Raw genomic sequence first — 13,299 nt, 5'->3', positions numbered from 1 at the left:
GAATGAAAGCAGGATATTTCACGTTGGTTGCAGCGTTGCTGATGATGTTTTGGGTGCCGGCCCAGGCTGGGGTGGTGGTGGGCGGGACCCGTCTGATTTATGACGGCGCCAAAAAAGAGTCTGCATTGAATATCAGCAATCCGGACGCCGAGCCTTACCTGATCCAATCGTGGGTTGACGCGCAAGAGGGCGACAGTGCCAAAGCGCCTTTTATCATTACGCCACCACTTTTCCGGCTGGATGGCGGGCAAAATAACCTTTTGCGGGTAGTGCGCGCGGGCGGCAATCTGCCGTCAGACAGAGAGTCGCTGTATTGGCTGAATGTAAAAGCCATTCCGTCGGTAGAGAAGAAAGACAACACGTTGCAAATTGCGATCAAGACTCGCATCAAGCTGATTTATCGCCCGCAAGGTCTGTCCGGCAATCTGGAAGAGGCTGTCGGCAAGCTGACGTGGCAGCGCAGCGGCAACGCTTTACGGGTGACCAACCCGTCTCCTTATTACCTCACCTTTTTCAATTTAAAGCTCAACGGCAGTGCCGTTGCCGGCAGCACTATGGTTGCGCCACAGGCCACCGCCAGTTTCCCGCTGTCTGCGGGGGGGAGCACTGGTGGAAACCTCAGTTGGCAAATAATCAATGACTACGGAGGTACCGGAAAGACGTTCGCCAGTACGTTATAACGGATTATTTTACAACGCTTTTATCCCCAGACAGAAAATGGGGGAAGGATACGGCTTGCCTGATTTTAGCGGCGGCCGAAAGGAGCGGGACAGGGAGTTAAAACGATGAATAACCCGAATTGTATTGGTTTGCGAAGATCCAAGGCTATCTTGGCATGTCTGTTTTCCTGCCAGGCGATACTGCTGAATTCACCGAGCGTGGCGCAAGCGCGTGATTACTTTAACCCTGCGTTGCTGGAAATAGATAACCCGGCGCTGCGCGGAGCGGATCTTTCAGTTTTCGAGGAAAATAGCACCCAGGCACCGGGAAGTTACCGGGTCGATCTTTATCTTAATGGCCAGCAGGTGGATTCCCTGGATGTCGAGTTCAGGCTCCAACAGGATGCGGCAGGGAAAAAAAAGCTGCAGCCCTGCCTTAGCGCTGAAAAACTGACCGAGTTAGGTGTCAGGTTGAATTCACTTCCCGCGATCGCCGGCTCGGATGATTGCATCAACCTGGAGCAGGCCATTCCACAGGCAAAGGCCACTTTTTTGTTCAACCAGTTGCGGCTGAATTTGAGCATTCCCCAGGCTGCTTTGAATTTGCACGCGCGAGATTACGTATCCCCTGACAAGTGGGATGCCGGCGTACCGGCTCTGTTGGTCAACTATAGCTTCTCGGGTGCCAACAGCCAGGTGAGTGAAAGCAAAGGGCAGGGCAATGACAACTATTACCTCAACCTGCGCTCAGGAATTAACTGGGGTGCCTGGCGGCTGCGCAACTATTCGGTGTGGAATCAGCACAGCGGTGGCGCCTCTTCATGGCGTTCGATCAATACCTATTTGCAGCGCGATATCATTGCCTTGCAGAGCCGTTTGATCTTGGGTGATAGCACCACTTCTAGCGATGTTTTCGACAGCGTGCAGTTTCGTGGCGGTCAGTTGGCCTCGGAAGATGAAATTCTGCCGGATAGCATGAAAGGTTATTCACCGATAGTACGTGGGATTGCGCGCAGCAATGCCCAGATTGTGATTCGACAGAATGGTTATGTGATCTACCAAAGCTATGTGGCGCCCGGTGCGTTCGAGATTACCGATCTTTACCCCACCGGCGGTAGTGGCGATCTGAATGTGAGCGTGCGGGAAGCCAATGGCCAGGAGCAAAACTTTGTGGTGCCTTATGCCGTAGTGCCGGTTCTGCAGCGTGAGGGGCGGTTCAAATACAGCCTCACCAGTGGGACATATCGTTCTTACGGCAGTGAGGTCGATGAACGGCCTTTCAGTCAGGCTACCGGCATTTATGGGCTGCCTTGGGGCGCGACTTTATACGGCGGCATACAGGCCGCGAGCAAGTATCAAGCCTTGGCTTTGGGCTGGGGGCAAAACCTGGGAGCTGTCGGGGCCTTGTCTGCCGACGTTACCCAGGCCTGGACCAAACAGGAAACCCAGCCCAAGGACCAGGGGCAATCATGGCGTTTACGCTACGGTAAAAACGTTATCGAAACCGGCACCAACTTCAGCCTGGCCAGTTATCGCTATTCCACTCGCGGCTTCTATACCCTGCAAGAGGCGTTGGAAAGTTATGGCAGTAACAGTGCCAAATATAACGACCACAAGAAAAGCCGCGCCGAATTGATATTGAGCCAGAACCTGTGGGAAGGGGGCGGAACGCTGTCACTCAGCCTGTTCAACGAGGATTACTGGAATGATAGCCGCCGTTCGCAATCGGCCAGCGTCGGCTACAACAACAACTGGCAAAGCGTTAGCTACGGTTTCAATTACACCTTCAGCCAGAACGGTTTTGACAGTAACGGCCAGCGTACCAACGTGCGCGATCACATCCTGGCCTTTAACGTCAGCGTCCCGTTGAGTAAATGGCTGCCGGGCAGTTACGCCACCTACAACATGAACAGCAGCCGCAATGGCCCCACCAGCCATAACCTTGGGTTGAGTGGCAGCGCACTGGAAGGCAATAACCTGAACTACAGCCTCAGCCAGGGATATACCGGAAAAGGGGGAGGCGCCAATGGCAGCATTCAAGCCGACTATAAAGGCTCCTTGGCTGAGCTGAACCTGGGCTATGGCTACGATCGTCATCGTCAGCAGGTGAACTACGGGATCCAGGGCGGTGTTTTGGTGCATCAAAACGGCATCACGCTGTCGCAGCCATTGGGCGACACGGTAGCGCTGGTACAGGCGCCCGGTGCCGCGGGCGTCAACGTGCTGAATCAGACCGGCGTGAATACCGATTGGCGCGGTTATGCGGTAGTGCCCTATCTGACACCGTACCGCCGCAATATCGTTGGATTGGACGGTGATTCTTTTGCCGACGATGTGGATATGACCCTCAGCAGTCAAACGGTGATCCCGACTCGCGGCGCCGTAGTGCGCGCCAGTTTTAGTCCCAATGTCGGTTTGCGCGTACTGATGACGTTGTTAACCAGGGCCGGAAGCCCGGTCCCGTTCGGCGCGACCGTCAGCGCTCTTAATGATCAGAAGGGCAATGCCAGTATTGTCGGTGACGGCGGACAAGTTTACCTGGCTGGGTTGGCTGAAAGCGGTCGGCTGCAGGTCAAGTGGGGAAATGGCGCTGCGCAACAGTGTCAGGTCAGCTATCAATTGGCTAATCAGCCTGAAAGCGGTGGGATTCGCTTGGTCAAGGGTCTGTGTTTATAAGGTGCGTGTGATGACAACAGTAAAATCAACTCAACGAATAACGCTTGTATATAGTGTTCTATTTGCCTCTATGCTCAGCGCTCAGCCGGCTCTAGCCGCTTTGGGGCAATGTAAACCGTCGGGGGGGCCCCATCCTTTTTCGTTTACGTTTACACCTACGCTTACTAATCCGGCGCAGAACGTCGCCGGCCTGGTGATTGAAAACGCTGCGGGCAATAACTGGAACCTGAGCGGTACTTATGATGTGCAGTGCGAATGTAAAAGCCGTACTGCTTCCTATATCACCGCCAAGTCTAGCCTGCCAACGCAGACTCATAGCGACGGACGTTTATCTTATTACGCGTTGAACGAGTATCTGGCTGTTGCCAGCGAAGTCTATGTAGGCGGTTATAGGAATGAGTACATTCCTACCCCCTTCAGTAATGTATCGAATTTAAAAAACGAAATGGGTCAGGATGAGAGTTGCGCCAGTGCGCACTATTCCAGCGGTGCCAGAGGGCGAATTCATTTGTACTTTCGGCGCCCGTTTGTCGGTCAGACCATCATTCCCAGCACCCAACTGGTTGAAACCTATGTTGCGGTATCCAACGGGGTGAGCAGCGTGGTTCCGGTATCTACCGTATCAATGAGCGGGGTGGTGACGGTACCGCAAAACTGCGAAATTAGCCCACAGACGGTAGTGGTGGATTTTGGCGATATCCTGTCTACCAGTTTGCGGACTAAAGGGATGATGCCGCCGGGTTTTACCCCGCACCAGAAAGAGTTGACCCTGGCCTGCCGCAATATTTCCTCTGGAGTCAAAGTCAGCCTGTCATTCAGAGGAGAGGTTGATAGCAATATGCCCGCAGCGCTTAGAACCAGCAATAGTAGTATTGGGGTGATGATCGAGGACCGATTTGGCGACCCCATTTCGCCACACAGCGGTCGTTTGCCGGTTGATTTTCTCTATCCCAGCCAGAGTGGTAGCACCAGGTTCAGCGTGTATCCGATAAACACCACCGGGCAGGTGCCTGCGGCTGGTGTATTCACCGCCACTGCGACCATCCAGGCAGAAATAGAATAACTGGAATTTTATGGGTAGCGGGTCATTTGATTCTTAAAGAAAAGGAAATTGCTATGTTTAATGGCTTTAGCGGAATAAGCCGGATAATGATTCTTGTCGGTATTTTTCAGGGGGGAATTCCGGCGGTAGCGGTGGCGGCGAAACTCCAAATAACCGGCAATATTAAGGCAGCTCCCTGCGTTGTAGATGGGGCAAACAGTAATATCCAGGTTAACCTCGGCGACACTATTTCCGCTGCCACTTTGGCTCGCTCCGGCTCTGCCAGCGAATGGATCGAGTTTCCCATAACGCTGAAAAATTGTCCGGCCACCACAACTTCGGCGACTGCGACCTTTACCGGCTCGGCGGCAGAGGAGAGCGGTACTTTATATAAGAACAACGGGACCTCGAGCCGAGTGCAGATTGAGTTGCAAAATCAGAGAGGTGTAAATCTGGGCAATAATAAGAGCATGGTTCAATTGGTCAATCAATTTACGCATGAGGCCAAATTTGATCTCCGTGCCCGAGCATACAGCACTTATGGCGGTGCAACGCCCGGCAGCATAGACGGTGTACTGCAAATTTCTTTTATTTATGAATAAATATTTATCCGGCGAACTTACAGCATTGGATTTCTGATCAAACGGCCATTTACGCTGAAGTTTTATCGCGACCCAAAACGTTAAATTTGGTGACACTGACCGGACAAGTAACCGTAATAACAAATCGGAGGCGGTGATATGAATACCTATTATCAACCCAGTATTTCGCTAGCTTCAAATGATGCATACGATAAAAAGAATGGTAATGCAGTCATTATGGAACCTTGCCCGGTCACCGCGCTTGGAATACGTAATAAATTAATTGAATCATGTGGTTATCGCCAGGATAGGATCCTGCACGTCAGGTGTCTTGCCGATCTGCCGTCTGTATTGCTCAAACACAGGCCCCGTTTATTAATTATGGAGCTGTGTGGCAAGTCAGAGTCGGTGCTGGATGGCTTACGCCTGATTGCTGAGGTACAAGCGGGCTCTCCCCAAACCGCATTGCTGGTTTGCACGGCGTTGGATGAGTCCAGAATATTGAGGCAGTTAATTGCCTCCGGTATTCACGGATTGATGCTAAAACAAGAGCCCGCTATCGCCCTGACGCACTGTGTACAGCAGGTATTGGCAGGAAAATGCAGCTTTAGCCACCGGATCCGCCAGCGTCAGTTGCATGAAGCCACTCCAGGGCGGCCTCTGACCACCCGTGAACTGGATGTCTTGGCAGAGTTGTTCTCCGGTAAGAGCGTGTCCAGCGTGGCCTTGACGATGCATCGCGATATCCGCACCGTCAGTACACATAAACGCAATGCCATGCTGAAGCTGGGTTTTCACAATGATGGTGAGTTATATCTTCAGGGAAAATGGATGGCCATGAATGGCCCGTCCTTTGTCCGTTAACGGCGCCTGACAGCGCATTAACGCGGCAGGAGAGATAAGACAGGAGCAGAATATGTATTCTTCGCGTCATCAACCTCTACACATCGCATTAATGGATCGTTGTCCCTTAATGCTTGATGGGCTGGCCAGTTTTATTGGTTCTCTCTCGAGATCGGGAAAGATTGTGGTGCAGGAAACCAGTATGAGGGAGGCCGCAGATAGTGTGGTCTATCAGCAGGCTAACGTCCTGATTGCGGAGTTGGCCGGTGTGGATGAGACCACCGTACAGGGGCGGGAGATTCTGCTTAATCTGTGCATGCAATTGCCGGCACTCAGAGTGGTGGTTTACACCCGTAGCCAAAGTGCCGAAGAGTTGGGCCCGTTATTGAGTCAGCCTAATATCAGCATCGTCGCTCGAGATGACGCATTGCCACTGGTGGCTGAATTCTTCAACCGGGTTCTGAACGGTGAGCGGGTACTGAGTCCGCAGATTGGTGCCTGTTTGGCTCGTTCTGCCTGCCGGGAGACTTCCGTCATGCACGAGCTGACTCGTTGCGAAAGTGATGTTATGGCTTCTTTGTTTAACGGTATGAGCCTGCGGCAAATAGCCGATCTGCAGTGTCGCAGCATCAAAACGATCAGTGCGCATAAATGCAGTGCGATGCGTAAACTTCAAGTGACAAACGATAGCGAATTGTTTTCTCTGCACACCAGGATTACCCGGAAATTTTCCGGGGAGTAGCTAAAGCACTCTCGGTGTCGGGAATAACCCATGAAACAGGGTACGCCTGAAGACGCTTAATGCGTCTTCAGAAATAGTGAGCCCCTGGACGACTATACTGGCGTTATATATTGATGATGCGGAAGCGCTCCACGTTGGTAGCGGTATAAATGACCGTATTCTGGATGTTTTTATGCCCCAGGTAATCCTGAATCAACCGGGTGTCGACACCTCTGTCGGCCAGGGCATAACCGCAGGAGTGGCGCAACATGTGAGGATGAACCTGAACGCTGATGCCGGCCATCTCGCCGTACATCCTCATCAATCGATACAGCTGTTGCCGTGAAATTTGCCCGCCGTGGCGCGATAAAAACAGCCACTGGCTGTCCGCTTCAAGGTAACCGGAACGTTGGCCAAGCCACTTCAACAGGGCATCACGTTCCCTGGGTTGTATGGGGTGTTGGACTGAAAAGCCATTTTTCAATCGGAATATATGTACCCGATTGGTGGTCATATCAATATCTTGTAAGCGTAATGAACGCAGTTCACTGACCCGTAAACCATGAATAAAACACATCAATAACAAGCAGCGGTCCCGAATACTGTTTTTACCTTCATGAACGGCTGAGATAAGCTGCTCAATTTCAACCTGGCTGAGAAATTTCCTTTTCTTCATCTTAATTACCTGGATGTTGAATGTTGGCTGGTTTTTACCTGTGATTTTTTATTAAAGCATTGAATGATAAGTAACGGCAAAGAAAATAAAGTTACCGCCCTTTTTCATGGAGAGGTTATTTATATGTTTTCTATTATTTTATATTCGCGGTGAATGCTTTGCTTTTATATTTTTGTTTATATCCCTAACAATGCTGCTGTTTGTTTCTTTTTGTTAATTTGCAGTCTCTTTTTATTTGAAATAATTTAATGCTGCCGATAAAGCTTTCTTCTCAGATAGGCCTGGCTCCCCCCTCCGTTTATCGTTACCTGTGCGGATTAAATGTCTGCAGATGAAGGCCATGGATGAGAATTATTATTGATATCATTCTCTCGCCGCTTACAATGCTTGCCATCTCAAGATGGCAGGGTAAGGGTTTCTCATGGAGTTGCTTCGGGTGGTTTACCACCAGTATCGTTGGCCGTTTCTGGCGGTAATGGCGTTGACCATGGCCAGCGCGGCGCTGGGCATTGGTATCATTGCCTTTATAAATTTGCGGCTGATGACGGTGACCGGCAACCCACTGACCGTGCTGCCGGAATTCCTCGGGATTCTGGCGCTGTTGATGGCGGTGACGTTAGGATCTCAGTTGGCGCTGACCACGCTCGGTCATCATTTCGTGTTCCGGCTGCGCGGCCAACTTGTGAAGCGGATCCTGGATACCGATATCGAACGGATTGAACAATTGGGCAGCGCCTCTCTACTGGCGAGCCTGGCCAGCGACATCCGCACCATCACCCTTGCCTTTGTCCGCCTGCCTGAATTGGTGCAGGGGGTGATACTGACGCTGGGGTCTGCGGCCTATCTGGGTTGGCTTTCACCGCGGATGCTGGCGGTGACCGCAGTCTGGGTGGCGGTGACGGTGATTGGCAGCGGATATCTGGTATCGCGGGTGTATCGTCACCTGAGCAGCGTGCGTGAGGCGGAAGAGCATCTTTACCAACACTACCAGTCAGCCATTGACGGGCGTAAAGAGTTGGCGCTGAACCGCGACCGCGCGAAAGCGCTCTACCAACAGGCCTATCAACCGGATGCTGAAGACTATCGCTACCATATTATCCGTGCCGATACCTTCCATCTCAGCGCTGTGAACTGGTCGAATATCATGATGCTGGGGGCTATTGGCCTCGTGTTCTATATGGCCAACAGTCTGGGTTGGGCAGATACCGCCGTTGCGGCTACCTATTCACTGACACTGCTGTTCCTGCGCACGCCATTGCTGCAGGCTGTGGGGGCTTTCCCGACGCTGATCGGTGCCGAAGTGGCTTTCAATAAGATCAAAGCCCTGCGGCTTGCCGATTATCAGCCTGTGTTTCCTGCGGTTGAAGCCAAAACCTGGGAAACGCTGGAACTGCGTGACATCGTATTTCATTACGGCGCTACGGAGCAGAAAGCCGGGTTTGCCGTCGGGCCGGTCTCTGTGACATTGCGCCGCGGTGAGTTGGTGTTTCTGATTGGCGGCAACGGCAGCGGAAAATCCACGCTGGCGATGCTGTTGACCGGGTTATATCAACCGGTCAGTGGACAGATCCTGTTGGATGGCGTCGAGCAGAACCTGGCTAGCATGCCCGGCTATCGCCGTTTGTTTTCCGCTATCTTTACCGATTTTCACCCATTCCACCATTTGCAGGGGCCCGATGGTCAACAGCCTGACGCCGAACTGGTGGAGCGTTGGCTTAACCGGTTGAACATGAAAGGCAAACTGGAATTTAATGGCCTGCGAGTGACCAATCCGCAACTGTCGCAAGGGCAGCGCAAACGTCTGGCGCTGCTGCTGGCGGTGGCGGAACAGCGAGATATCCTGCTACTGGACGAATGGGCGGCGGATCAGGACCCGCAATTTAGGCGCATTTTTTATCGAGAGTTGTTACCGCAGCTGCGCGAGTTGGGTAAAACGGTATTTGCCATCAGCCATGACGACCACTATTTCGAACATGCCGATCGGCTGCTGCAAATGCGTGACGGGCGTCTCATTGAATTGTCCGGCAGCGAACGTGAGCGCGCCAGCAAGGATTCTGTTACGCAGATTAGCTGATTTATCTCACCCTGTTCAGGCCGTTTACGCGGCCTGAACGATGGGAGCAGTCCTTCAACCCGCAGCGGAAGCTCTCTTCTTTATTTGTCTTTGCCCTCAAACCTCCCGCCAATTTCGGTTAAATCCAATCATTAGTTTTAATAATAATTCATTTACCAATGGTTTGATTTTGATCGTTTGTCTCGTGGCACACTGCCTGAATACTGATTATTGGGTTGTTATTAGTCTGTGCGAAGCGTGGAACTGTTTTTCCCGTCGTGCTCGTCGTTCAGAGTAGGTTGCCAGCATGTTTTATTTAAATTTCCATAGTGCAAGGCTACTTTATTGATTGTTTAAATGTATCAATAATGCAGTGTCAATCAATTTAATCTATTGGTGAGGCGCAGAGTGATAAGCAAGGATGGAGTAGACATCAAACGTAAGGCTTGGCTGTGCGTGTTTATCGGCTGTGGGGTATTTTGGTTGGGTGTTGCCGCCGCGATTTATGGGTTGCTGATGATTTAGGAAACATGTCGATGGACAAAAAACGCGTTAAAAACGGCAAGAGCACCAAAGAGCGCAGTCTTGCCAGGATACCGCCTCGCTGGCAATTGAACGCTGCACAGCGCGATTTTATTGACGATCTCTGGCAGGCGGACGCCCCGGATCCTGCACCGGCGCTACCCACCCGTCACGACGTTAGCGGATGATGCGATTACGCCCGGCGAGAACGCCAAACAGCATTTGCAGCAGGGTCAGGCCCAGCAGGATACCCAGCGGCAATTGCCAACCCTGGGTCAGGTCGTGCAACAGGCCGAACAACGTTGGGCCCAGCGCCGCCAGTAAATAGCCTACCGATTGTGCCATGCCCGACAACTGCGTGGCCTGGTGCTGATGCCCGCTGCGCAAGCCAAAGAATGACAGCGCCAGCACCAAAGAACTTCCTGCCCCCAATCCGGCAAAAATCAGCCATATCAGCGAGCTTTCTGGCAGCAACATCAGGCCGGTGACGCCAATAAAAATCAGCGATGAAGCACACAACGCGATAGCACGCTGATCGCGCGCGCGCGGCAGAATAAATACCATGGCAAAGTTAGCGGCGATCGCCACCACCTGGTAGATAAACAGTTCGAAACCGGCCTGTTGCGGCGAAGTGCCGTGGCTGGCGGCAAAGGCGCTGAACCAACCGATAATGGTATAGAAGGTGATGGACTGTAAACCCATAAACAGCGCTACCTGCCACCCGAGCGCGCTGCCCCATGGCGAGCGGGATGGCGTCAATGGGGCCTGTCGCGCGTCACCGGCCGTTACTGTCGGTGGGCGGCGCAACTGCGGCAACCAGACAAGCAGCGCCAACAGGGCCGGCAGGCTCCAGCAAAGCAGAGAGAAACGCCAGCCGAGGTTCTTCAATTCCGCCAGCGGCACTGCCAGGCCGGAGGCGGTAGCGGCAGCCAGCGACATTACCGCCGCATAGCCGGCAATCATGGCGGCGGCTCGGCTGGGGAAGTCGCGTTTGACCAGCGTTGGCAACACCACGTTGGCAAACGCGATGGCGGCGCCGATCACTATGCTGCCTATCCACAGCATGCCCGCTTGCGGCAGAGAGCGCAGAACGATGCCTGTCGTAAGCAGCAGCAGCGCCATGCCCAGCGTGCGTTCGATGCCCATGCGTTTGGCCAGGCTCGGCGTCACCGGCGAGAGCACGGCAAACAGTATCAACGGCAGTGAGTTAAGCAAGCCGGCGGAAGTGGCGGATAACATTAGCTGTCGTTGGATCTGTTCCAGCAACGGGCCAACGCTGGTCAGTGCGGCGCGCAGATTGGCGGCGATCAACATGATACCGGCCACCAGCAATAAGGGATGGCGTAAACGGCTGCGTTTTATGGCGGCAGATTTTGTTGGGGATAAAGCAGGGTATGACATGAATTCCTCGCACCAGCATGCAGCCAATCAATGCTGCAAGACATGATGCGTTGATTGACGTTAACGCTTACGTACCGACAGGGGGCCGATATCTGTGCGCAAGTTTAGGGAAGAACTCGGGGTCTGACAAGGGGGGCGACTAACCGACGCCGATGGGATCTGGCGTCTATAGCGGGGACTGTACCTAAGCGATTCGGTGGCCCGATGAACGATAAGCTGGTTCATCGGGCCACTGTCGCTCCGTTAGCCGGCGACGGGCAGCGGGCCAAGCGCCATGCGCGCCGGTTCGTTTTGTTCCGGGCGGCTAAAGCGCCAGCAACTCTGATGGTATTTGGCCACGCTGTTGCGGTGCGCCACGCTCACCAGCGTCACCTGCGGCAGCTCATCGACCAGCAGGCAATACATCAGTTGCTCGGTTTCGTCGTCCAGCGCGCTGGTGGCTTCGTCGAGGAACAGAATATCCGGACGGGTCAAAATGGCCCGGGCAAAGGCCAACCGCTGCTGCTCACCCGGCGACAGGCGTTGGCTCCAGTTGGCACTGGTGTCCAGCCAGCGCTGCAAATGTTTCAGACGGCAATTTTCCAGCACTTTCAGCAGTTGCTCATCGCTGTATTCGGCGGCGAGGTGGGGGTAACTGAGAGCTTCTCGCAGCGTGCCTATCGGAATATAGCTGCGTTGCGGCAGGAATAATGCGCGGCTGGCGGCGTCGAGCCCAATGGTGCCGGAGCCGTACGGCCAGATACCGGCGATGGCGCGTAATAGCGTTGACTTGCCGCAGCCCGACGGGCCGACGATCAGCACGCGTTCGCCGCGCTTCAGCGTCATGGAGCTTGCATCCAGCAAGCTCTGGCCGTCCGGCAGTTGCAGGCTGAGACTATCAAGCACCAACGGCTGGGCACTCTCCGGCCGCAGTTGAATACCGCGTTCTTGATGGTGAACCTGATCCACTGCGGCATTAAAGCCGGCCAGACGGTTCACGCAGGCTTTCCAGGTAGCCAGATCGCTGAAGGCGTCGATAAACCACGACAGCGCTCCCTGCACCTCGCCAAAAGCGGAGGCGATCTGCATCATGCCGCCCATCTGGATGGCGCCGGAAAAATAGCGCGGTGCCGCCACCAGCAGCGGGAAAACAATGGCGAACTGGCTGTAAAAGTTGGAAGCGATGTTGAGCCGCCGGGTGATGCGCATGATCGACCACCAGTTGGCGCGAATAGTATCAAAACGGTCACCCAACTGTTGCGCCTCGCGGGGTTCGCCGTGATACAGCGCGATGGCATCGTTGTTTTCGCGGATGCGGATCAGGCCAAAACGGAAGTTCGCCTCATAACGCTCCTGGTTAAAACCGAGCTGGACCAGCGGCTTGCCGACCCACCAGACCAGCAGGGAACCCAGTCCGGCATACAACAGAGCGAACCACACCATATAACCGGGAACGGTGAGTGTGTGTTGGCTAATCATAAAGGTCATTGGCCCGCTGACGTGCCACAGAATGGCGACAAAGGAAAATAGCGTCACCAGGCTGGAGAGCAGCCCAAGCGACAGCGACAGCGTGTACTGGGTCAGGACGTTGAGATCCTCGGCGATACGCTGGTCCGGGTTATCGACGATCTGCTGTTGCTCGGTATGGTAATAGGCCTGATGCGCCAGCCATTTACCCATGAATTTTTCCGTCATCCAGCGCCGCCAGCGCATTTGCAGGCCCTGCGTCAGGTAGATTTTATACACCGCCAGCACGATGAAGATCAGAGCCAGATAGGTGAAACGCCACAGCTGCGTCTTGAACACCGGGTAGTTTTTGTTTTGCAGCGCGTCGTAGAACACCTGGTTCCACTGGTTGATCTGCACGCTGATATACACCAGCCCGAGCGACAGGGCGACGATGGCGATCAGCATCGACCAGGCTCGCCATTTTTCTTCCGAAACCCAGAAAGGTTTAATCAACTGCCAGACGGCGTGTTTTTGCGTAGGGGAGCTGTTCATAGGGTTCTCGGGTTTTTTACGTTCCGATCAGCATGAGCCGCCGCCTGGTAACAAACAAACCGTGACATGTAAGCAGTTTTAACGGGGCTAACCGTTTGAAATATTGCGGGTGAATCCTTAGAGGTGAAGCCGGGGGGCATGAGGG

12 protein-coding genes are annotated in these 13,299 nt (G+C 53.6%); 9 read left to right on the top strand and 3 right to left on the bottom strand.

The window, feature by feature from the left end; translation table 11 throughout:
* Positions 1 to 2: 2 nt before the first annotated feature.
* From ACTJJ1_RS22145 to ACTJJ1_RS22120, 6 genes are all read left to right on the top strand, one after another.
* Complete coding sequence (locus tag ACTJJ1_RS22145; RefSeq protein WP_235195952.1) at positions 3 to 680, top strand: fimbrial biogenesis chaperone; 678 nt, start codon at positions 3 to 5, stop codon at positions 678 to 680.
* 105 nt (positions 681 to 785) lie between these two features.
* Positions 786 to 3,335, top strand: coding sequence for a fimbria/pilus outer membrane usher protein (locus ACTJJ1_RS22140; RefSeq protein ID WP_440835309.1), 2,550 nt, complete (start codon positions 786 to 788; stop codon positions 3,333 to 3,335).
* A gap of 10 nt (positions 3,336 to 3,345) precedes the next feature.
* A complete protein-coding gene (locus tag ACTJJ1_RS22135; RefSeq protein WP_440835307.1) occupies positions 3,346 to 4,398 on the top strand; it encodes a fimbrial protein in 1,053 nt (350 codons plus the stop codon).
* Positions 4,399 to 4,451: 53 nt separating this feature from the next.
* The gene (locus ACTJJ1_RS22130; RefSeq protein ID WP_440835305.1) at positions 4,452 to 4,979 is read left to right on the top strand and encodes a fimbrial protein; all 528 of its coding nucleotides are present in this window, start codon (positions 4,452 to 4,454) and stop codon (positions 4,977 to 4,979) included.
* Between the two features lie 138 nt (positions 4,980 to 5,117).
* Positions 5,118 to 5,822 (top strand): LuxR C-terminal-related transcriptional regulator, encoded by a 705-nt coding sequence (locus tag ACTJJ1_RS22125; RefSeq protein WP_440835303.1) that lies wholly within the window; start codon positions 5,118 to 5,120, stop codon positions 5,820 to 5,822.
* Positions 5,823 to 5,874: 52 nt separating this feature from the next.
* Positions 5,875 to 6,543, top strand: coding sequence for a helix-turn-helix transcriptional regulator (locus ACTJJ1_RS22120; RefSeq protein ID WP_037431628.1), 669 nt, complete (start codon positions 5,875 to 5,877; stop codon positions 6,541 to 6,543).
* Positions 6,544 to 6,646: 103 nt separating this feature from the next.
* Here ACTJJ1_RS22120 and ACTJJ1_RS22115 read toward each other — a convergent pair whose 3' ends face one another.
* The gene (locus tag ACTJJ1_RS22115) at positions 6,647 to 7,198 is read right to left on the bottom strand and encodes a tyrosine-type DNA invertase (RefSeq protein ID WP_006327634.1); all 552 of its coding nucleotides are present in this window, start codon (positions 7,196 to 7,198) and stop codon (positions 6,647 to 6,649) included.
* Positions 7,199 to 7,619: 421 nt separating this feature from the next.
* Here ACTJJ1_RS22115 and ACTJJ1_RS22110 point away from each other — a divergent pair, with 421 nt between their 5' ends.
* The 3 genes from ACTJJ1_RS22110 (at position 7,620) to ACTJJ1_RS22100 (ending at position 9,961) form a co-directional block, all read left to right on the top strand.
* On the top strand, positions 7,620 to 9,272 hold the full coding sequence (locus ACTJJ1_RS22110; RefSeq protein WP_440835301.1) for a multidrug ABC transporter permease/ATP-binding protein: 1,653 nt from the start codon (positions 7,620 to 7,622) through the stop codon (positions 9,270 to 9,272).
* 387 nt (positions 9,273 to 9,659) lie between these two features.
* Complete coding sequence (locus ACTJJ1_RS22105; RefSeq protein WP_006327629.1) at positions 9,660 to 9,776, top strand: YmiA family putative membrane protein; 117 nt, start codon at positions 9,660 to 9,662, stop codon at positions 9,774 to 9,776.
* 11 nt (positions 9,777 to 9,787) lie between these two features.
* The gene (locus ACTJJ1_RS22100) at positions 9,788 to 9,961 is read left to right on the top strand and encodes a hypothetical protein (protein ID WP_172458766.1); all 174 of its coding nucleotides are present in this window, start codon (positions 9,788 to 9,790) and stop codon (positions 9,959 to 9,961) included.
* On the opposite strand, the gene ACTJJ1_RS22095 is transcribed toward ACTJJ1_RS22100, so the two are convergent.
* Positions 9,951 to 11,174: a CynX/NimT family MFS transporter gene (locus ACTJJ1_RS22095; RefSeq protein ID WP_122289300.1), complete on the bottom strand. Its 1,224-nt coding sequence runs from the start codon at positions 11,172 to 11,174 to the stop codon at positions 9,951 to 9,953. The genes ACTJJ1_RS22100 and ACTJJ1_RS22095 overlap by 11 nt on opposite strands.
* 243 nt (positions 11,175 to 11,417) lie before the next feature.
* Positions 11,418 to 13,154, bottom strand: coding sequence for an ABC transporter ATP-binding protein/permease (locus tag ACTJJ1_RS22090; RefSeq protein WP_421413757.1), 1,737 nt, complete (start codon positions 13,152 to 13,154; stop codon positions 11,418 to 11,420).
* Between the last annotated feature and the right edge of the window lie 145 nt (positions 13,155 to 13,299).

Source organism: Serratia sp. 22264 (assembly GCF_052045345.1).
Classification (GTDB): Bacteria; Pseudomonadota; Gammaproteobacteria; order Enterobacterales; family Enterobacteriaceae; genus Serratia; species Serratia plymuthica.
Note: the sequence above shows the minus strand (reverse complement) of the source record. Positions and strands in the feature narration are given on the sequence as shown.

Coding starts and splice junctions, on each gene's coding strand:
- ACTJJ1_RS22145 (WP_235195952.1), top strand. CDS start 3: ATGAAAGCAGGATATTTCACGTTGGTTGCAGCGTTGCTGATGATGTTT.
- ACTJJ1_RS22140 (WP_440835309.1), top strand. CDS start 786: ATGAATAACCCGAATTGTATTGGTTTGCGAAGATCCAAGGCTATCTTG.
- ACTJJ1_RS22135 (WP_440835307.1), top strand. CDS start 3,346: ATGACAACAGTAAAATCAACTCAACGAATAACGCTTGTATATAGTGTT.
- ACTJJ1_RS22130 (WP_440835305.1), top strand. CDS start 4,452: ATGTTTAATGGCTTTAGCGGAATAAGCCGGATAATGATTCTTGTCGGT.
- ACTJJ1_RS22125 (WP_440835303.1), top strand. CDS start 5,118: ATGAATACCTATTATCAACCCAGTATTTCGCTAGCTTCAAATGATGCA.
- ACTJJ1_RS22120 (WP_037431628.1), top strand. CDS start 5,875: ATGTATTCTTCGCGTCATCAACCTCTACACATCGCATTAATGGATCGT.
- ACTJJ1_RS22115 (WP_006327634.1), bottom strand. CDS start 7,198: ATGAAGAAAAGGAAATTTCTCAGCCAGGTTGAAATTGAGCAGCTTATC.
- ACTJJ1_RS22110 (WP_440835301.1), top strand. CDS start 7,620: ATGGAGTTGCTTCGGGTGGTTTACCACCAGTATCGTTGGCCGTTTCTG.
- ACTJJ1_RS22100 (WP_172458766.1), top strand. CDS start 9,788: ATGGACAAAAAACGCGTTAAAAACGGCAAGAGCACCAAAGAGCGCAGT.
- ACTJJ1_RS22095 (WP_122289300.1), bottom strand. CDS start 11,174: ATGTCATACCCTGCTTTATCCCCAACAAAATCTGCCGCCATAAAACGC.
- ACTJJ1_RS22090 (WP_421413757.1), bottom strand. CDS start 13,154: ATGAACAGCTCCCCTACGCAAAAACACGCCGTCTGGCAGTTGATTAAA.